The sequence below is a fragment of the Arthrobacter sp. 2RAF6 genome (assembly GCF_052115205.1).
Taxonomy (GTDB): Bacteria; Actinomycetota; Actinomycetes; order Actinomycetales; family Micrococcaceae; genus Arthrobacter.
This window is the reverse complement of sequence record NZ_JBFRGF010000041.1, coordinates 26399-44861: the sequence shown is the minus strand read 5'-3', so window position 1 is coordinate 44861 and position 18463 is coordinate 26399. Positions and strand designations below refer to the sequence as shown.

The 18463-nt window shown below is 64.9% G+C and carries 20 protein-coding genes; 18 read left to right on the top strand and 2 right to left on the bottom strand.

The features are described 5' to 3' along the window. On the bottom strand, nt 1-413 hold a 413-nt coding region (locus AB4Z38_RS21680), incomplete at its 3' end, for a radical SAM protein (protein WP_441431611.1). A 178-nt stretch (nt 414-591) separates the two neighbouring features. Between AB4Z38_RS21680 and AB4Z38_RS21675 the strand changes: the two genes are divergently transcribed. From AB4Z38_RS21675 to AB4Z38_RS21600, 16 genes are all read left to right on the top strand, one after another. Continuing rightward, entirely contained in the window at nt 592-1323 is a 732-nt protein-coding gene (locus AB4Z38_RS21675) for a response regulator transcription factor (RefSeq protein WP_441431612.1), read from the top strand. After that, a complete protein-coding gene (locus AB4Z38_RS21670; protein ID WP_441431610.1) occupies nt 1310-2578 on the top strand; it encodes a sensor histidine kinase in 1269 nt (422 codons plus the stop codon). Before AB4Z38_RS21675 ends, AB4Z38_RS21670 begins: the two co-directional genes overlap by 14 nt. Next, nucleotides 2575-4134, top strand: a complete 1560-nt coding sequence (locus AB4Z38_RS21665; protein WP_441431609.1) for a molybdopterin-dependent oxidoreductase — start codon at nt 2575-2577, stop codon at nt 4132-4134. The genes AB4Z38_RS21670 and AB4Z38_RS21665 overlap by 4 nt, the downstream gene beginning before the upstream one ends. Nucleotides 4135-4180: 46 nt before the next feature. After that, entirely contained in the window at nt 4181-5401 is a 1221-nt protein-coding gene (locus AB4Z38_RS21660; protein WP_441431608.1) for a molybdopterin molybdotransferase MoeA, read from the top strand. Then, a complete protein-coding gene (gene moaC, locus AB4Z38_RS21655; protein WP_441431607.1) occupies nt 5389-6024 on the top strand; it encodes a cyclic pyranopterin monophosphate synthase MoaC in 636 nt (211 codons plus the stop codon). Before AB4Z38_RS21660 ends, moaC begins: the two co-directional genes overlap by 13 nt. Continuing rightward, entirely contained in the window at nt 6021-6521 is a 501-nt protein-coding gene (locus AB4Z38_RS21650) for a MogA/MoaB family molybdenum cofactor biosynthesis protein (protein WP_441431606.1), read from the top strand. Before moaC ends, AB4Z38_RS21650 begins: the two co-directional genes overlap by 4 nt. Further along, the gene (locus tag AB4Z38_RS21645) at nt 6511-6966 is read left to right on the top strand and encodes a molybdenum cofactor biosynthesis protein MoaE (protein ID WP_441431605.1); all 456 of its coding nucleotides are present in this window, start codon (nt 6511-6513) and stop codon (nt 6964-6966) included. Before AB4Z38_RS21650 ends, AB4Z38_RS21645 begins: the two co-directional genes overlap by 11 nt. Nucleotides 6967-7112: 146 nt before the next feature. Then, nucleotides 7113-7871, top strand: coding sequence for a 4-hydroxy-tetrahydrodipicolinate reductase (gene dapB, locus AB4Z38_RS21640; protein WP_441431604.1), 759 nt, complete (start codon nt 7113-7115; stop codon nt 7869-7871). Nucleotides 7872-7875: 4 nt separating this feature from the next. After that, complete coding sequence (locus tag AB4Z38_RS21635; protein ID WP_441431603.1) at nt 7876-8364, top strand: hypothetical protein; 489 nt, start codon at nt 7876-7878, stop codon at nt 8362-8364. A 60-nt stretch (nt 8365-8424) separates the two neighbouring features. Beyond that, nucleotides 8425-8787: a hypothetical protein gene (locus AB4Z38_RS21630; protein ID WP_441431602.1), complete on the top strand. Its 363-nt coding sequence runs from the start codon at nt 8425-8427 to the stop codon at nt 8785-8787. An 86-nt stretch (nt 8788-8873) separates the two neighbouring features. Further along, nucleotides 8874-9785, top strand: coding sequence for a 4-hydroxy-tetrahydrodipicolinate synthase (gene dapA / locus AB4Z38_RS21625; protein WP_441431601.1), 912 nt, complete (start codon nt 8874-8876; stop codon nt 9783-9785). Nucleotides 9786-9812: 27 nt separating this feature from the next. Next, on the top strand, nt 9813-11504 hold the full coding sequence (locus tag AB4Z38_RS21620) for a ribonuclease J (protein ID WP_441431600.1): 1692 nt from the start codon (nt 9813-9815) through the stop codon (nt 11502-11504). 161 nt (nt 11505-11665) lie between these two features. Beyond that, entirely contained in the window at nt 11666-14536 is a 2871-nt protein-coding gene (locus AB4Z38_RS21615) for a DNA translocase FtsK (protein ID WP_441431599.1), read from the top strand. Between the two features lie 9 nt (nt 14537-14545). Next, nucleotides 14546-15148 carry a CDP-diacylglycerol--glycerol-3-phosphate 3-phosphatidyltransferase gene (gene pgsA / locus AB4Z38_RS21610; protein ID WP_441431598.1) on the top strand — a complete coding sequence of 201 codons (603 nt, stop codon included), beginning with the start codon at nt 14546-14548 and terminating at the stop codon, nt 15146-15148. Continuing rightward, nucleotides 15145-15648, top strand: coding sequence for a CinA family protein (locus AB4Z38_RS21605; protein ID WP_441431597.1), 504 nt, complete (start codon nt 15145-15147; stop codon nt 15646-15648). The genes pgsA and AB4Z38_RS21605 overlap by 4 nt, the downstream gene beginning before the upstream one ends. 132 nt (nt 15649-15780) lie before the next feature. Beyond that, a complete protein-coding gene (locus AB4Z38_RS21600; RefSeq protein WP_078105673.1) occupies nt 15781-16233 on the top strand; it encodes a helix-turn-helix domain-containing protein in 453 nt (150 codons plus the stop codon). Nucleotides 16234-16386: 153 nt separating this feature from the next. Here AB4Z38_RS21600 and AB4Z38_RS21595 read toward each other — a convergent pair whose 3' ends face one another. Beyond that, the gene (locus tag AB4Z38_RS21595) at nt 16387-16884 is read right to left on the bottom strand and encodes a MarR family winged helix-turn-helix transcriptional regulator (protein WP_184735788.1); all 498 of its coding nucleotides are present in this window, start codon (nt 16882-16884) and stop codon (nt 16387-16389) included. A 41-nt stretch (nt 16885-16925) separates the two neighbouring features. On the opposite strand from AB4Z38_RS21595, the gene AB4Z38_RS21590 reads away from it, so the two are divergent. Both AB4Z38_RS21590 and recA read left to right on the top strand, forming a co-directional pair. Beyond that, nucleotides 16926-17165: a DUF3046 domain-containing protein gene (locus AB4Z38_RS21590; RefSeq protein ID WP_441431596.1), complete on the top strand. Its 240-nt coding sequence runs from the start codon at nt 16926-16928 to the stop codon at nt 17163-17165. Nucleotides 17166-17405: 240 nt separating this feature from the next. Continuing rightward, nucleotides 17406-18455: a recombinase RecA gene (gene recA, locus AB4Z38_RS21585; protein ID WP_234753124.1), complete on the top strand. Its 1050-nt coding sequence runs from the start codon at nt 17406-17408 to the stop codon at nt 18453-18455. Nucleotides 18456-18463: the final 8 nt, after the last annotated feature.

Sequence of the window (18463 nt, the reverse complement as noted above, 5' to 3'; positions counted from 1 at the left end):
GCTTTCTTGTCGAGTCCGACGCCGTTGGTGGTCATGGAGATCGGCAGGTCGGGGTGCGCCTCGCGGAGGGCGGCGATGATGTCCACCAGGTCGGCACGCACCAAGGGCTCGCCTCCCGTGAGGCGAAGTTCGCGGACCCCGAGTTGCTCGACGCCGATCCGCACCAGCCGGACAATCTCGGCGGCGGTCATGACGGCCTGTTTGGACAACCACTCAAGGCCCTCGGCCGGCATGCAGTACGTGCAGCGGAGATTGCATTTGTCTGTCAGGGACAAGCGCATATCGGTGGCCCGGCGTCCGTAACGGTCGAACAGGCCCGGGGGAGTGCCGGCAGGGCGCGGCGGAGGCGCAGACACGCTGCTTCCCGTCCCATCGCCCGGTGGGGGCAACGGCATGCCTAGCTGAACACTCATGGGTTCAGGCTACGCCAGGCAGGGCCCGAGCGTGATATCGCCCACCGGTCATGTTCGTCGTCCGCTCCCTTTGGAGGCGATGCAAGACGTAACTTCTTACGGAATGCATACGGTTGGCCCGGCGGCGCCAGGAACACATACCGCGGGCACCATGCGAATCTATGCTGAAGGTGTGAACATGCAGCCCGGCCCGCACGCTGCCGAACTAGGCAATCGCCGCATTCTTCTGGTCGAAGACGAACAGACCATCGCCGACGTCGTCCGGGACTACCTGGTCCAGGCAGGTTTCCAGGTCGATCTCGCGGGCGACGGCTTCACGGCGCTGAGCCTCGCGGCCGCCAGGCGGCCCGACCTTGTCATCCTGGACCGGATGCTGCCCGGACTCGACGGCGTGGAAGTGTGCCGCAGGCTGCGCCTGGCCATGAGCGTTCCGATCATCATGGTCACCGCCCTTGGCACGGAAGACGACCGCATCCTGGGCCTGGAAACCGGAGCGGACGACTACGTCACCAAGCCCTTCTCACCCCGCGAGCTGGTCCTCCGGGTGAAGTCCGTGTTGCGCCGGAGCATCCGGGAATTCAGCCCGGAACCTCCCGTGGAGCTCGCCGGGTTCGCATTGGATCCGGCCTCGCGCACAGTGCTCCAGGATGGCAAACCCCTCATGCTTACGGTGCGTGAGTTCGATCTGCTGGCGTTCCTGCTCCGTCGGCCCAACCAAGTCTTCAGCCGCGAGGATCTCATCAAGGCAGTCTGGGGCTGGGACTTCGGGGATTTGTCCACCGTGACGGTCCACGTCCGCCGCTTGCGCGAAAAGATCGAGGACAACCCCACCACCCCGGTGCTGCTCAAGACGGTCTGGGGAGTCGGCTACCGCTTTGACGCGAAGGAAGGTGGACATGCAGCCAGCTGAAATGTTCACGATCCTGGGCTGGATGCTGCTGTGGGCTGTCCTCATCGGTGCCTTGACCCTTGCCTTGCTGCGTTTCCTGCGCGGAGCGTCGATCCTGGTCCAGATCTGCCTCGTGGTGGTGGCCACCGTTGCCGTCCTCGTGGCAGGGATGGTGAGCGCCTTCAATGCGATGTTTATCTCCGCCCTGGACCTCGAAGTCATGTGGTACATCCTTGGGGTGGCCTCGGCCGTGGCGATCGCGATTTCCCTGGTCCTCGGGGCCGGGGTGTCCCGCAACGCCATCCGGCTCGTGGCAGCAACGCGACGCCTTGGCAGCGGAGAAGCCCTCGATGGCTCGTTCCTGCCACAATCAGCCTCGCGGCGGGCCGGACCGGCAATGAACTCCGAGCTTGCCCAGCTTGCCCAGGAACTCGAAGCGAGCAGCATCAAACTGGAGGAATCCCGGCGACGGGAAGCCGCCGTCGAAACGGCCCGCCGCGAACTGGTCTCTTGGATCTCGCACGACCTCCGGACCCCCTTGGCCAGCATGCGGGCCATGGCCGAAGCGCTGGAAGACGGCATGGCCTCCGACGTCCCCGAGTATTACCGCAAGATCATCGCCCAGACGGACCAGATGGCGGTCATGGTCAACGACCTCCTGGAATTGTCCAAAATCCAGGCCGGAACGCTCCGGCTGAGCGCAGAATCACTGGACCTCTACGACCTCGTGAGCGACGCCATCGCCGATCTCGCGCCGCTCGCCGCCCAGCGCGGCATCCGGCTCGACGGCGGCGGCGACCGCGAGTGCATGGCCGTCGCTGACGGCCCCAGCCTGGGAAGGGCCGTCCGGAACGTGCTGCTCAACGCGATTATCTACAGCCGGCCCGACGGCGGGGTCCTGGTTCGCGTCGGACGCGACGGAAGCGACGCCGTCGTCGACGTCGTGGACAGCTGCGGCGGCATCGACGACGAGGATCTCGCCCACGTTTTCGAGACCGGTTGGCAAAAGGACCGTTCCCGGGGAGCGGGAACCCCGGTCGAAGGGGGTCCGCCGCGATACAGCGGGGCAGGCGTGGGACTCAGCATGGTGGCGGGCATCGTGAAGGCGCATGGCGGCGCTGTCACGGTGGCGAATACGGGGGAGGGCTGCCGTTTCACGCTCCGCCTTCCCTCGGGTGCACAGGCAACCCCATCCCGCACCAAAGTATTTCCGACACAGACAGTTCCCGCGGACACCATTCCGGCAGAGAGCCCCGAACAGGCAGGCACATCATGAGCAGGACCACTTCGAAGAAAACCAGTACCAGGACGGCGGCCCGATGGGCGGCGGCGTGCGGCGTGGTGGCCATCGGACTCGGGGTGGCGGCCGGCGAGTTGCTGGCCGGGTTCCTGAGCCCGTCCGTCTCGCCCGTCACCGCATTGGGCGGTGTGGTGATCGACGCCGTGCCGGGTTGGGCCAAGGAACTGGCCGTCAACCTTTTCGGCACCGCCGACAAACTTGCCTTGATCGTCAGCATCGCCCTGGTGACACTGGTCCTCGCCGCGGTCGCCGGCCTCCTGGAGTATCGGCGAAAAGGAGCGGGGCTGGTGCTTGCCTTGCTCGCCGGAGCGGCCGGGCTGGCTGCGGTGCTGACCCGTGCCCAAGCTGCGCCCACAGCGGCCATCGCCCCTGTCGTTGCCACAGTTGTCACCATGCTTTTCCTCCGGCTCCTGATCCAGCGGCTCGAAACCTGGCGACCCGTGCCCGAAGCAGCCGACATGCCATTGGCCCGCAGAAGCTTTATGCAACTGCTGGGTGGAACCGCGATCGCAGCGGTCGTCGTAGGGATCGTGACGACGGTGGTGCGCAGGGCCGGAACGGTGGCATCCGATTTCCGCCGCGGGGTGGCCCTTCCCGCCCCGGTGACTCCTCCGCAGAAGGTTCCCGACGGCGCTGCACTCACCTTGGCGGGTCTGCAGCCGCTCGTCACGCCGAACCCCGACTTCTACCGGATCGACACGGCGCTCATCCCGCCAGCCGTGAATCCGCCGGACTGGACCCTCAAGGTGACCGGTTTGGTTGAACGCGAAGTCCAGTTGGATTTCGCCACGCTGCTGACCAAGCCGATGATCGAGCGCTACGTGACCATCGCTTGCGTGTCCAACGAAGTCGGCGGAGACCTGATCGGCAACGCCCTTTGGCTGGGTTGGCCGGTCCGCGAACTCCTCGCCATGGCCGGACCCAAGCCCGGGGCGGATATGGTGCTGTCCCGCAGCACTGACGGCTGGACTGCCGGGACCCCTCTCGAAGCGCTCACCGATAATCGCGACGCGATCCTCGCCGTCGGAATGAACGGCGAACCGTTGCCGCTGGAGCACGGCTTCCCCGTCCGGATGGTCGTCCCGGGCCTCTATGGATATGTTTCGGCCACCAAATGGCTGACGGAACTGAAGGTCACCCGCTTCGCTGACGACCAGGGCTACTGGGTTCCGCGTGGATGGAGCGACCACGGTCCCATCAAGACGCAGTCCCGCATCGACGTGCCCCGGGACGGCCGCTCGGTCAAAGCCGGAACAACCCAGTTTGGCGGCGTCGCCTGGGCTCAACACCGCGGCGTCTCCCGGGTTGAGTTGCGCGTCGACCGCGGAAGCTGGCACGAAGCCAAGCTCGCTGCGGGGATCTCCTCGGACACCTGGTACCAATGGCAGCTGGGCCTTGACCTGGGCCCGGGAAACCATGAGATCCAAGTCCGTGCCACCGATGCCACGGGTACGCCGCAGCCCGAGGCCCAAACTCCCGTAGCCCCGGACGGCGCCACGGGGTTCCACACCATCCACGTCTCCGCCAACTGACATTAGGCTGTGTAGGTCTGAGCGAAACAACCCGGGAGGAACCCTCGTGGCACGATCCGTCGCAGCCCACCGCCAAGCCGTCCAGGAGCTGCTGTCCGGCCTCGCACACAAAGAGGGCACCGAAGAGCTCCCGTTGATGGGGGCGCTCGGCCGGGTACTTGCCGCCGACGTCCTGGCCCCGCTCAGCTTGCCGCCCTTCGCGAACTCCCAGATGGACGGTTTTGCCGTCCGGGCAGCGGACCTCACCCCCCACGCAGGGAGCGACGCCGGTGCGGAGCTGACGGTAGTGGATCCTGTCCCTGCCGGGGCGGCACCGCTCCGACTCATGCCCGGCACAGCAGCCCCGATCATGACCGGCGCCATGATGCCTGAGGGTGCCGACGCCGTCGTGCCGATCGAACAGGCAGTGCCTGATGTCTTTCCCGCCCCCGGTGTGGCAGCAACCGTCCGTCTTCCCACAACGGAGCCGGGGACGTTCGTCCGCGACGCCGGGAGCGACATCACCGAGGGAACCGTTGCGTTGCGCGCTGGAACCTCGCTCGGTCCCGGGCAATTAGGGCTGCTCGCCGCCTTGGGCATGACCGCCGTCGAGGTCCGGAAGCCCGTACGCGTCCTTTTGGTGACCACCGGCGATGAAGTCGTGGAACCCGGTACGTCTCTGCCGGAAGGAAAGATCTACGATTCCAACGGAACCCTGCTCGAAGCCGCCATGCTGCAGTCCGGCCTCCATGTCACGCGGACGGGAATCAGCGGCGACGATCCCGCCGCACTGCTGGCGCTCCTCCGCAGCCGGAGCGGAACCATCGATCTCATCGTCAGCACCGGGGGTGTCAGCAAGGGCGCCTACGAAGTGGTCCGGCAGGCCATGGCAGGCCAGCCCGTTGAATTCGTGTCTGTGGCCATGCAACCCGGCGGCCCCCAGGGGATCGGAACGTTCGACGGCGTGCCCTTCCTGGGATTCCCGGGCAACCCGGTGAGCTGCCTCGTGTCCTTCGAAATGTTCCTTCGCCCGGCGCTCGCCGCCGTGGTTGGAAGCCCCGCCTTGCGTCCGAGCCTGCAGGCGCGCCTTGCGGAGTCGTTGACCTCGCCCGCCGGTAAGCACCAGGTCCGCCGAGGCACGCTTCTTCCGGGGGGAACGGTCAGGCTTGAAGGTGGCCCCGGCTCCCATCTCATCCATGCGCTCGCCAACTCGAACGCGCTGGTCCAGGTTCCTGCAGCCGTCACGGAACTCGACGCCGGGGCGGAAGTGGAAGTATGGATGTTGTGAATGACACTCCAGACCCCGCAAGCATCGTCGGCGGCCCCACCAACTTGCGCCAGGATGGCGGCGCCCTTACGCATTTGCGCCAGGATGGCGGCGCCCTCACGCATTTGCGCCAGGATGGCGGCGCCCTTACGCATTTGCGCCAGGATGGTACAGCCCAAATGGTCGATGTTTCCGAAAAGGCCGTGACCACGCGGGAGGCGACCGCCACCGCTACCGTCCACAGCACCTCCGAGGTGCTCACCCTGCTCGGCGCCGGTGAGCTTCCGAAAGGCGACGCCCTTGCGGTGGCGCGCGTTGCCGGCATCATGGCAGCCAAGAAGACGCCCGAACTCATCCCGCTGTGCCACCCGCTGCCGATTTCGAAGGTCACGGTGGACTTCGAACTCGGCCCGGACACGGTGGTCGTCTTGGCAACGGTGAAGACCAAGGGCGTCACGGGCGTGGAGATGGAAGCCTTGACTGCGGCCTCCGTGGCTGCCTTGAGCGTCTACGACATGATCAAGGCAGTGGATAAGCACGCCGTCATCAGCGGCATCCAGGTGCTGGCCAAGAGCGGCGGAAAGAGCGGCGACTGGGCCCTTCCAGCCTCGCCGGGCGCGCCCGGCGAAGGAGAACGCGCATGAACGCGTGCGAACCCCGCCGTGGCCCGCGGAAGGCCGGCGTCGTCATCGCGTCCAACCGGGCCGCGGCCGGAATCTACGAGGACAAGAGCGGCCCCGTGATCCTGGACTGGCTGGTCGAACACGGCTACGAGACCTTCCCCGTCATGGTGGTCCCGGACGGTGAGCCGGTCGGTGCCGCCATCCGTGCGCTGCTGACCCAGGACCCCGCCGTCGTCATTACCAGCGGCGGCACCGGGCTGAGCCCCGATGACCGTACTCCGGAAGTCACCCTGCCTTTGTTGGACCGCGAAATACCGGGGCTCATGGAGGGCATCCGCCGCGCAGGGGCCGCCAAGACCCCCATGGCGATGCTGAGCCGGGGCCATGCCGGTACAGCCGGCAAGACGTTCATCGTGAACCTGCCGGGTTCGCCGAAGGGCGTGATGGACGGCCTTGCGGTCCTTGATCCCGTCATCGCCCACCTTTGCGATCAATTGGAGGGAAGTCATGACCACTGAAACCGACTTCGAAGTCGTCAGCGCGATCCTCAGCGCGGAACCGATTTCCGTGGACCAGGCCATAGCAGCCGTGGAATCGGACACCGCGGGAGCGGTAGTGAGCTTCAGCGGTGTGGTCCGGAACCACGACGGAGGCAAACCTGTCGACAGGCTCAGCTACAGCGCCCACCCCACCGCGCACCAAGTCATGGCCGACGTCGTCGCGAAACTCGTGGCGGAGCACTCGGGGGAGGCTGCCCAGCCTGTCCGCATCTGGGCAGCACACAGGATCGGCCTGCTGGAGATTGGCGAACCTGCGCTCGTCTGCGCCGTTGCCGCCGCACACCGCGGACAAGCCTTCGCAGTGTGCTCGGAGCTTGTGGACAGGATCAAAGCGCAAGTGCCCATCTGGAAGGAACAGTTCTTCAGCGACGGCACGATCGAGTGGGTCGGGGCCGGTGAGTAGCTCGCTTCCCGTCAAAATCGCCGGAACGGTGCCGGTTCGCCGGAGCGTTCGGGCGAACCCGCACCGTTCCCGCGACCCCACGTTGGGGGCAGCCACCATCCCGTGCGGGGTAATTCCGGTGCGCGCCGCCCGGTAGGGTTAAGGGCATGACCGAACAACTTGCTGTCGCCGTTCTGGGCGCCCAGGGCCGCATGGGTATCGAAGCCGTCAAAGCGGTGGAGGCAGCCTCCGACATGAAGCTCGTCGCGGCGCTCGGCCGCGGCGATTCCCTTGATACCCTGCTCGACGCCGGCGCCAAGTATGTCGTCGACCTGACCGTACCGGACAGCACCGAAGCGAACGTCCGCTTCGCCGTCGAACACGGCATGCATGCAGTTGTCGGCACCACCGGTTGGGACGCCGCGCGGCTCGCGGACTTGCGCGGCTTGCTTGCGGCGAATCCGGAGGCAGGCGTCCTTATCGCCCCCAACTTCGCCCTCGGCTCCGTCCTCGCCTCGGCCTTTGCCGCCAAGGCCTCCAAGTATTTCGAATCGGTGGAGATCATCGAGCTGCACCACCCGAACAAGGTGGACGCTCCCTCGGGCACAGCCGTCCGCACTGCCCAGCTCATTGCCGCAGCCCGCGAAGAAGCCGGAGTCCCGGCAAGCCCGGATGCCACGAACAGCGCCCTTGACGGTGCCCGCGGTTGCGACGTAGACGGTGTCCGAGTCCACAGCGTCCGCTTGCGTGGACTCGTGGCACATCAGGAAGTGCTCCTCGGCGGGCCGGGTGAGCAACTTACCATCCGCCACGATTCCTTCGACCGGGCGTCCTTCATGCCCGGTGTGTTGCTGGGACTGCGCAATGTGGCGTCCCACCCCGGGCTGACAGTCGGCCTGGACGGCTATCTGGATCTGGGGCTGTAGGCGCATGGGCTCGCTCTGGAACGCATTCAAGGAGAACCGCACCAAGATCTGGGTGGGTGCCGTCACCCTGTTGTTGGTTCTCTACCTCGTGGTCACCTTCGAACGCTCGATCCTGCTGCTCAGTGACGCGAACCTGGTCGCCAAGGGAATCGGCGCTGCCTACCTGGTGCTTCCCCTCATCGGGGCGTGGGCATTGATCCGCGAGCTGGTGTTCGGTGCACGCACGGAGAAGATGGCGAAGGTGCTCGAAGCCGAAGGCGGGCTGCCGGTGGACAACCTGCCCCGCACACCGGGAGGCCGCATCGTGCGTGCCGCCGCGGACGCCGAGTTTGAGAAGTACCGCGTGGAGGCCGAGGCCGCCCCCGAGGACTGGCGTTCCTGGTTCCGGCTCAGCTGCGCCTACGACGCCGCCGGCGACCGCAAGCGCGCGAGGGAATCCATGCGCGACGCCGTGCGCCTCTTCCGCGCTGAGCCCACCGCAGCGGAGGGGTAGCGGCTGTCGCCTCGAAGGAAACACCTTGTATTCGAATATATGTTCGAATACCATGGCTGCATGAACGATCCTTCGAAGCTGCCGAACGGCTATCCCCACGGCCTGGACGGGCCCATGAAGGCGATGAGCCCGGGCGTCGTCGATTTCCTCTTCCGGCAGCTAGTGGCGGGCGAGCCTCCCGAAGATGTGCAGTGGCGGCACGAGGGAACCGTTCTGGCCGAACAGCAGCCGGGCGCCGAACTCGCCAGACGGCTCGCGGAGACTGACCTCGAATCGTTGACCCCTGTTGAATTGTTCGACTATGTGCGGGCAGCCCAACGACTCGGGGCGTGGGCGGACCGCTTGCGGGAGTCTGCGGTTGCCCGGTATTGCTCGTCGGAGGCGCCAGCGAAGCCCGGGCGCCATAGCGACGCTTCAGCCTGAGGCCTTGCTCCCATTTCGCCGAATTTGACGACAATCACGCGGGCCCCATTCTCCTAACCCGCAGCTGACAGGGTAACGTTTTTCATATGTCTGACTCTCGTGCGAACGTTCCTGCTCTCGGTACCCTTCTGACCGCCATGGTCACCCCGTTCACCAAGGATGGCGAAGTCGACTACAAGCAGGCAGCGGAACTGGCAGTCAAACTTGTCGACGACGGCTGCGATGGCTTGGTCGTCACCGGAACAACCGGCGAGACGTCCACCCTCACCGATGAGGAAAACCTCGGCATGTTCCGCGCCGTGAAGGAAGCCGTGGGCGGTCGCGCGGCAATCATCGCTGGAACGGGAACCAATGACACCGCGCACTCGGTGCACCTCTCCCAGGAAGCCGCGAAGCTCGGCGTCGACGGACTCCTGATTGTCACCCCGTACTACAACAAGCCGAGCCAAGCCGGAGTCCGGGCCCACTTCGAGGCCATTGCGTCCGCCACCGAGCTCCCTGTCATGCTCTATGACATTCCCGGGCGTTCCTCCATTCAGATCACGCCGGAGACCATGATCGGCCTGGCCGCCCACCCCAACATCGTTGCGGTCAAGGATGCCAAAGCCGACTTCGCCGCGGCCACCAGGGTCATGGCGGAAACCGACCTCCTCTTCTACTCGGGGGACGACGGCTTGACCCTCCAGTGGATGGCCATGGGTGCGGTCGGCCTGATTGGCGTCACCACCCACGTTGCCACCCGCCGTTTCCGTGAGCTGATCGACGCCATCAACTCGAACGACCTTGGCACTGCACGCAAGATCAACTTCGAACTCGAGCCCGTGATCCGTGCAACCATGACCCGGGTCCAAGGCGCCGTCGCCGCCAAACAAATTCTTAAATGGCAGGGAGTCCTGCCCAACTCGGTTGTCCGTTTGCCCCTCGTGGAGCCGGACGCCGCCGAGATCGCAATCATCCGCGAGGACTTGGCGGAAGCTGGAATGGACTTCACTGTCTAGAAGGATTCCGCCGGAAAGTAGCGCATTATGACCCAAACCGCCCTTCCCGGACTTGTCACCCCGCCCAAACTTCCGCAGGGAACACTCCGGATTGTGCCCCTTGGCGGGCTGGGGGAGATCGGCCGCAACATGGCCGTTTTCGAAATCAACGGCAAGCTGCTGGTAGTTGACTGCGGCGTGCTCTTCCCTGAAGAGACCCAGCCGGGTGTTGACCTGATCCTGCCCGATTTCTCGTACATCGAGGACAGGCTGGACGACGTCGTTGCCATCGTCCTGACGCACGGCCACGAAGACCACATCGGTGCTGTGCCGTACCTTCTGCGCCTGCGTCCGGACCTGCCGTTGGTCGGCTCCCAGCTGACGCTTGCCCTCGTTGAGGCCAAGCTCCAGGAACACCGGATCAAGCCGTACACGCTCACGGTCGCCGAAGGAGAAGTGGAGCAGTTCGGCCCCTTCGAATGCGAATTCGTTGCCGTCAACCACTCCATTCCGGACGCCTTGGCCGTCTTCATCCGCACCGCCGGCGGCAACGTGCTGCACACGGGCGACTTCAAGATGGACCAGTTGCCCCTCGACGGCCGCATCACGGACCTGCGCCACTTCGCCCGCCTGGGCGAAGAAGGGGTGGACCTGTTCATGGCCGACTCCACCAACGCGGATGTCCCCGGTTTCACCACGGCGGAAAAGGAAATCGGTCCCACCCTGGACCGCTTGTTCGGCCAGGCCAAGAAGCGCATCATCGTCGCGTCCTTCTCCTCGCACGTGCACCGCGTCCAGCAGGTGCTTGACGCCGCCGCCAAGCATGGCCGCAATGTCGCCTTCGTGGGCCGTTCCATGGTGCGCAACATGGCTATCGCCGCGAAACTGGGCTACCTTGACGTCCCGCCAGGAATCCTGGTGGACATCAAGAACATCGACAACCTTCCGGACCACCGCGTGGTCCTGATGTCCACGGGCTCGCAGGGCGAGCCCATGGCAGCGCTGTCCCGGATGGCCAACGGAGACCACCGCGTGGTGGTCGGCCAGGGCGATACCGTCATTCTGGCCTCGAGCCTCATCCCGGGCAACGAGAACGCGGTCTACCGGATCATCAACGGGCTGCTCAAGCTCGGCGCCGACGTCGTCCACAAGGGCAACGCCAAAGTGCACGTCTCCGGCCACGCCGCGGCGGGCGAACTGCTCTACTGCTACAACATCCTCAAGCCCTTGAACGCGATGCCTGTGCACGGCGAAACCCGGCACCTCATCGCCAATGGCAACCTGGCGGAAGAGTCCGGCGTGCCCTCGGACCGCGTCATCCTCAGCGACAACGGCACCGTCATTGACGTCAGGGACCACAAAGCCAATGTGGTGGGCCAGGTGGAAGTGGGCTTCGTCTATGTGGACGGCTCCAGCGTGGGTGAAATCACCGACGCCGACCTCAAGGACCGCAGGATCCTCGGCGACGAGGGCTTCATCTCCGTTATCACCGTGATCAACCGGACCACAGGCAAGATCGTCTCGGGCCCGGAAATCCACGCCCGCGGCGTGGCCGAAGATGATTCCGTCTTTGACGAGATCATCCCCAAGATCAACGCGGCCCTTGAAGACGCAGTGCTCCACCACGCGGACCACACCACCCACCAACTCCAGCAAGTGGTGCGTCGTGTGATCGGCACGTGGGTCAACCGCAAGCTTCGCCGGCGCCCCATGATCATCCCGTTGGTTTTGGAGGCCTAGTCAGGCTCCGAACGGCCCGGTTCAAATGAACCGGGCCGTTCGCGTTTCAGGACCGGCTCGCCGCAAAACCGGGTCCGTAGATTGTTCAACAGGGGCAACATGGTTCCTCCGCGCCCCTGAAATCCGCGGGTTTCCGGACGGGTTGGGGTAGCGTGGCCGATATGGCGACTCGTACTACCTCCGCGCCTAGAGGCAGCTCCAATAGCAAAACCGGCGGCTCGGGCAGCAGCCGGACCCCGGCCAAGACCGGCAGGAGCGGCACGGGCACGGCCCGCGGCAAGCAGGCCGCCGTCGTCGAACCCCAACAGCCGTGGATCCTGCGCGCGCTGGCCGGTGTCTGGCTGGGAATCGGGCACGTGGTGGGTGCGGGCATCCGCCGGATCGGCCACGACGTCAGTGACCTTGATCCCCTGGACCGCCGGGACGGCGCCGCGCTTTTCAATCTGGCGCTCGGTGTCTTCATAGCTACCTTCGCCTGGTGGGGCTTCAAGGGCTGGTTCCCGGATGTTGTCTTCAGCGTCGTGAATGGAACCTTCGGCTGGGTATCCCTGCTTCTTCCGCTCATGCTTTTCGTCTGCGCTTTCCGGCTCTTCCGGCAGCCGTGGGACAGCCGTGGGAACAACCGCGTGGGCATCGGCTTCCTGATCATGACGTTCGCCGGCACCGGACTGGCCCACATTATCGGGGGCCAGCCGACTGTCGCCGATGGCTTCGAGGGCCTCCGGCGCGCGGGCGGGATGCTCGGCTTCCTCGCGGCGTCGCCTCTTGCCGCCATCCACCCCGTGGTCCCCGTCATGGTCTACGGTGCTTTGGCGTTCGTCTCCCTCCTGATTCTCACGGCCACGCCCTTCGGCGCCATTCCCCGGCGTATCCATGACGCCTACGAGCACCTCATGGGCGTCGACCTGCTGGATGCCGACGCGCAACGTGCCGATTCCCATGACCGCAGCTATCTATACGAAAACGAGGTGGCGGTTGAACCGAAGAAGAAGCGCCGAAAGCGCTTCTTCGGCAAGGACCACGACGACGACCCCACGCTTGAGGGCTATGTCGGCGACGAGGCCTTCGAACACGCAATCGTCGACGACGATGCCGCTCCCGCAAAGGGCGGGCCATCCGTGCCGCCAGGGGTACGCCGACCGACCCAGGCCGAAATCGCCGTCGAGAAGATCAAAGCCGCGCAAGGTCTTGGAAGTGCACAGGGACTCGGAAGCCCGAAGCCCGTTGCGGACAACGCCACCGAAGCCATTCCCCTGGTCACGCCGACCGCCGCCGTCCCCCCGGTCATCGTGCCTGCGGCACCGGTCGGCCCGCCCCCGCCCCCGACGCCGATCCCGCAGCGCACCGAACAACTTTCGCTTGCGGGCGACGTCACCTACACGCTGCCGTCCTCGGACAACCTGACCCCGGGTTCCATTCCGAAGGAGCGCACGGAAGCGAACGACGCCGTCGTGGCCGCCCTCACGGACACCCTGCAACAGTTCAACGTGGACGCTACCGTCACCGGCTTCAGCCGAGGCCCCACCGTGACCCGTTACGAGATCGAACTTGCCTCCGGCACCAAAGTGGAGCGCGTCACGGCGTTGTCCAAGAACATCTCCTACGCCGTGGCGTCGAGCGACGTACGTATCCTCAGCCCCATCCCCGGCAAGTCGGCCATCGGCATCGAGATCCCCAACACGGACCGCGAGACCGTTTCCCTCGGCGATGTCCTGCGCAGCCAGAACGCGCGGCGGACCGACCACCCCATGGTGATGGGCGTCGGCAAGGACGTCGAGGGCGGCTATGTCGTCGCGAACCTCGCCAAGATGCCGCACTTGCTCGTGGCCGGTGCTACGGGTGCCGGTAAGTCGTCGTTCGTGAACTCGATGATCACGTCGATCCTGATGCGCGCGACGCCGGATGAGGTCCGCATGGTCATGGTGGACCCCAAGCGCGTCGAACTGACCGCTTACGAGGGTGTTCCGCACCTCATCACGCCCATCATTACCAACCCCAAGAAGGCGGCCGAGGCGCTTCAGTGGGTGGTGCGTGAAATGGACGCCCGCTACGACGACCTCGCCAACTATGGCTTCAAGCACATCGACGACTTCAACAAGGCCGTCCGCGCAGGCAAAGTTGTTCCGCCGGTCGACTCCAAGCGCGTCATCAAGCCCTACCCTTATTTGCTGGTGATCGTGGACGAGCTCGCCGACCTCATGATGGTGGCCCCGCGCGATGTCGAAGACTCGATTGTCCGCATCACCCAGCTCGCCCGTGCTGCCGGCATCCACCTGGTCCTGGCCACCCAGCGTCCCTCGGTCGACGTCGTCACCGGCCTGATCAAGGCGAACGTTCCCTCGCGCATGGCGTTCGCCACGTCATCTGTCACCGACTCCCGCGTGGTCCTGGACCAACCGGGCGCGGAAAAACTCATTGGCCAGGGTGACGCGCTCTTCTTGCCGATGGGTGCCTCCAAGGCGATGCGCGTGCAGGGCGCCTGGGTCACCGAGTCTGAAATCCACCGCGTGGTGGAGCACGTCAAGGGCCAACTTAAGGCCGTCTACCGTGACGACGTGGCGCCCGAGGCGCAGAAGAAGCAGATCGACGACGACATCGGGGACGATCTCGAGGTCCTGCTTCAGGCGACCGAACTCGTGGTCACCACCCAGTTCGGCTCCACATCGATGCTGCAGCGCAAGCTCCGCGTCGGCTTCGCCAAGGCCGGCCGCCTCATGGACCTGCTGGAGTCGCGCGGCGTCGTGGGTCCGTCCGAGGGCTCCAAGGCCCGCGATGTCCTGGTCAAGCCGGACGACCTCGCTCCCGTACTGGCGGCCATGAAGGGCCAGGAGGCTCCGGTTGCGCCCGACGCGCACACGGCGGCCCTGAGCGAGAATGCGAACGCGAATATCGCCGTCGGAGGCTACGCAGAGGACCTTGTGGCCGCCGATCTCGAACGCCGCAAGCAAGTCACGGAATACCACGACGGAGCAGATGGCATCGATGACGAGGACGACGGCGGCGAAGACGCCTGGTCACTGGCCGGACGGTAGCCTAGAGGGGTGACTACATCCGACGGCAGCAAAGCCGGTTCCAGCAGCTCCGATATCTGGAACCTGCCCAACATCCTGACGATGCTCCGGATTGTCCTGGTCCCGTTCTTCGTTTGGTTCCTTCTGGAGGACAACAGCCAGCACGGCATCTGGCGCTGGGCCGCCGTAGTGGCCTTCGCCGTGGCAATCTATACAGACAAGCTCGACGGCGACATCGCCCGGAGCCGCAACCTCGTCACCAACTTCGGCAAGATCGCGGACCCCATTGCCGACAAGTTGCTGATCGGATCGGCACTCGTTCTCCTCTCGGCGCTGGGGGAGCTGCCGTGGTGGATCACCATCCTCATCCTCGTGCGCGAATGGGGCATCACCGCCTTGCGCTTCTTTGTCATCCGCTATGGGGTGATGCCGGCGTCGCGTGGCGGCAAGCTCAAGACCGCCGTCCAGACTGTCGCGATCTTCCTCTACATCCTGCCGCTGAATTCTTTCGCGCCGTGGCTTGTCAGCGTGGCCTTCTGGGTCATGATCGTCGCTCTCGTCATCACAGTGTGGACCGGCGTCGAATACGTGATCGAAGCCGCAAAGCTTCGCTCGGCCGGAAGGCGCGCATGAGCCCTACCGCGGATGAGGTGGCCGCTTCTACTGTCGCCCTCGCCATCGAGCGGGGCGTCACAGTGGCTACCGCGGAATCCCTGACAGCCGGGATGGTTGCCGCCACCCTCGCTGATACTCCCGGCGCGTCAGGCATGCTCCAGGGCGGGGTCGTTGCCTATCAGAATGCGGTCAAGGCCGGAATCCTTGGGGTGTCCGAGGAGCTGCTTTCCGCGGTCGGATCCGTCGACGCCGAGGTGGCCGCGGCTATGGCCGACGGCGCCAGGCGCGCGTGCGGGGCCGACGTCGGGGTCTCCACCACAGGGGTTGCGGGGCCGTTGCCGCACGACGGAAAGGCGGTTGGCACCGTCTTCATTGGCGTCGCCACGTCGGGCGGAGCCGTGGCGCATGCCTACTCCTTTCGGGGAGATCGGCCAAGCATCCGTGCGCAGGCAACGACGGCCGCACTGGAGCGCTTGTTTGAGTGCCTTGTCCTTGCCGACCTACCGCACGTAAAGTAGCCGGGAACAAAAACAGCGGCCCAATAGTTGTTACATTGTGTCGCCCCGGAATGGCCGGGGCGCCTAGGATGTAGAAAACAACCGGTGCACCTGCAAGGTGAACCGGAATCACGAGGGAGCAAGGCGATACAGATGGTTAAGCAGCCCGTATCCGTAAACGGCGTTGTCCGCTGGAAGGATGTGGGCTTGGCCGAGAAGGCACCGAGCGAACAGAAGGAGCGCAAGATGGTTGTACTGCGTCACGAAATTGGTGATGTCCTGCGCGATGTCCGCCAGCGCCAGGGCCGTACGCTCCGCGAAGTCTCGCACAGCGCCCGCGTTTCCCTTGGCTACCTGAGCGAAGTTGAGCGCGGCCAGAAGGAAGCATCCTCAGAGCTGCTGTCCTCGATCTGCTCGGCGCTGGACGTTCCGTTGTCCGGGATGCTCCGCGAGGTCAGTGACCGGGTTGCCGTCGCCGAAGGCGTCGCTGTTCCGGACACCGTCCCGCAGGAATTCGCACAGCGCTACGGCCGCGATCTCGACCGCGAGCTCAGCGCCGAACTGAACGACGATTTCACCCAGGGCATGCTCTCCGGAGCCCGCTAGTCGGACCTGACTCCGGTGCTCAGTTGCCGGAGCGCGATCCGGCACGTCGCTGCCGGGATCCGTTGCGCCGTAACAACGGCACATGCTTGAAGCAAAGAAGGAGGGTCTCCACCTGGAGGCCCTCCTTCTTTGGTCTTTTGTGGCTTGGCGTGGTCAGTCCTTGCCGATTCCTTCGCCGTAGGCCGCGTTGAGCCGTTCAATGTAGTCAGCCAGCGTCTGGATTTCTTCCAGCGGCCACTCGCCCAGGCGTTCCCGGAATACCTGCCGGCGCGCGTCCTGGACCTGGTGCATCTTTTCTTCGCCCTTGGGGGTGAGCCGGATCGATTGTGCGCGGCCATCCTGGGGGTCGGCTTCCTTGTAGACCATGCCGATGCTCTCGAGGAACGCGATCTGGCGGCTTACCGAGGGCTTCCCGACGCCGATGCACGAGGCGAGCTCAGTCAGGCGGATGGGACCCTCCTTCCGGATGATCGACAGCAGTCCGTATGCGGCTGGTTCCATGTCGGGATGGACCTGGCGGGATAACTGGTGGGACAGCGATCGGGCGCGTCGCCAGAACATGCTCAGCTGGTGTTCCACCTGCTGGAGGGCGGCGTCGACGTTGTCGCCTGCCTCCACCATCTCTGGCGCGTCGTCGGGAGTGTTGCTCATGACAACCATTCTAGAGTCCGCTCCCGTGAGAGACTCTATTGGTGCGGATCAGTGACTTCTGGCGGCTGATGGACGATGAATTCGGGGCTGGCTACTCCCGGGTCCTCAGCAGCTCCCTTGTATTGGCCGGCGTCGGCGGCCGTACGGCAGACGACGCCTTGGCAGCGGGCTACAGCCCCCGCGACGTCTGGCTTGCCCTGTGCGACGTCCAGGACGTTCCTCCGGAGCGACGGCTCGGCAGGGACATGAAGCCCGCGGACAAAGGGTCCGGAACGTTCTGACTTCCGGTTTCTGGCGGACACGCCCGCAAATTTGTTCGAATATCTGTTCGGATGAGGCTATGCTCCTTTCAGAGGAAAATTGACCCTAGCGGACCACTTTTCGCATCATTCGGACCCTGTGGTTTTCCACATAGACGAAGTCGCACACAAAATTGTCAGCGGCTCGTACTAGCGTCGGATGAGATAGGAAAGCGGCCGTTCAGGCCAGTCCACAGCGAGAAAGCATCAGAGGTGTGAACCATGGCGGCAAATCAGGATCGTGAGAAGGCGCTCGAGGCAGCGCTTGCCCAGATCGACAAGCAATTCGGCAAGGGCTCGGTCATGCGCCTTGGGGACGAAGTCCGGGCGCCGATCGAGGTCATTCCGACCGGCTCCATCGCCTTGGACGTCGCTCTTGGCATTGGCGGCTTGCCTCGTGGCCGTGTCGTCGAGATCTACGGTCCGGAATCCTCCGGTAAGACCACCGTCGCGCTTCACGCGGTGGCGAACGCCCAGCGCCAGGGCGGCATCGCAGCCTTCATCGACGCCGAGCACGCCCTCGACCCGGAGTACGCGGCGAAACTGGGTGTCGATACCGACGCGCTACTGGTTTCGCAGCCGGATACCGGTGAGCAGGCGCTTGAGATCATGGACATGCTGATCGGCTCAGGTTCCTTGGACGTCATCGTGATCGACTCCGTCGCCGCCTTGGTTCCCCGCGCTGAAATCGAAGGCGAAATGGGCGACTCCCACGTCGGCCTCCAGGCACGTCTTATGAGCCAGGCCCTGCGTAAGATCACCGGCCGGCTGAGCCAGACCAAGACGACCGCTATCTTCATCAACCAGCTCCGTGAGAAGATCGGCGTCTTCTTCGGTTCCCCGGAAACAACTACCGGTGGTAAGGCCCTCAAGTTCTATGCCTCCATCCGCATCGACGTCCGACGCATCCAGACGCTGAAGGAAGGCGCGGATTCGGTAGGTAACCGCACCAAGGCCAAGATCGTCAAAAACAAGATGGCTCCGCCCTTCAAGATCGCGGAGTTCGACATCATCTACGGCCAGGGCATTTCCCGTGAGGGCGGCATCATCGACATGGGCGTCGAGCACGGCATCATCAAGAAGTCCGGTTCATGGTTCACCTATGACGGTGACCAGCTGGGGCAGGGCATGGAGAACTCCCGCCGCTTCCTGCGGGACAACCCTGAGCTGGCTGCGGACCTCGAACGGCTGATCAAGGAGAAGCTTGGGGTCGGAGTAGTCAAGCCTGCCGAAGCCGAGAAATCTCCGAAGCTGAAGGCCGTTGACGGCTAAGCGCCAGG

Excerpts from the sequence above, each read along its gene's own strand:
- AB4Z38_RS21675 (WP_441431612.1), top strand. The coding sequence starts at position 592 with ATGCAGCCCGGCCCGCACGCTGCCGAACTAGGCAATCGCCGCATTCTT.
- AB4Z38_RS21670 (WP_441431610.1), top strand. The coding sequence starts at position 1,310 with ATGCAGCCAGCTGAAATGTTCACGATCCTGGGCTGGATGCTGCTGTGG.
- AB4Z38_RS21665 (WP_441431609.1), top strand. The coding sequence starts at position 2,575 with ATGAGCAGGACCACTTCGAAGAAAACCAGTACCAGGACGGCGGCCCGA.
- moaC (WP_441431607.1), top strand. The coding sequence starts at position 5,389 with ATGGATGTTGTGAATGACACTCCAGACCCCGCAAGCATCGTCGGCGGC.
- AB4Z38_RS21650 (WP_441431606.1), top strand. The coding sequence starts at position 6,021 with ATGAACGCGTGCGAACCCCGCCGTGGCCCGCGGAAGGCCGGCGTCGTC.
- AB4Z38_RS21645 (WP_441431605.1), top strand. The coding sequence starts at position 6,511 with ATGACCACTGAAACCGACTTCGAAGTCGTCAGCGCGATCCTCAGCGCG.
- dapB (WP_441431604.1), top strand. The coding sequence starts at position 7,113 with ATGACCGAACAACTTGCTGTCGCCGTTCTGGGCGCCCAGGGCCGCATG.
- AB4Z38_RS21635 (WP_441431603.1), top strand. The coding sequence starts at position 7,876 with ATGGGCTCGCTCTGGAACGCATTCAAGGAGAACCGCACCAAGATCTGG.
- AB4Z38_RS21630 (WP_441431602.1), top strand. The coding sequence starts at position 8,425 with ATGAACGATCCTTCGAAGCTGCCGAACGGCTATCCCCACGGCCTGGAC.
- dapA (WP_441431601.1), top strand. The coding sequence starts at position 8,874 with ATGTCTGACTCTCGTGCGAACGTTCCTGCTCTCGGTACCCTTCTGACC.
- AB4Z38_RS21620 (WP_441431600.1), top strand. The coding sequence starts at position 9,813 with ATGACCCAAACCGCCCTTCCCGGACTTGTCACCCCGCCCAAACTTCCG.
- AB4Z38_RS21615 (WP_441431599.1), top strand. The coding sequence starts at position 11,666 with ATGGCGACTCGTACTACCTCCGCGCCTAGAGGCAGCTCCAATAGCAAA.
- AB4Z38_RS21605 (WP_441431597.1), top strand. The coding sequence starts at position 15,145 with ATGAGCCCTACCGCGGATGAGGTGGCCGCTTCTACTGTCGCCCTCGCC.
- AB4Z38_RS21600 (WP_078105673.1), top strand. The coding sequence starts at position 15,781 with ATGGTTAAGCAGCCCGTATCCGTAAACGGCGTTGTCCGCTGGAAGGAT.
- AB4Z38_RS21595 (WP_184735788.1), bottom strand. The coding sequence starts at position 16,884 with ATGAGCAACACTCCCGACGACGCGCCAGAGATGGTGGAGGCAGGCGAC.
- recA (WP_234753124.1), top strand. The coding sequence starts at position 17,406 with ATGGCGGCAAATCAGGATCGTGAGAAGGCGCTCGAGGCAGCGCTTGCC.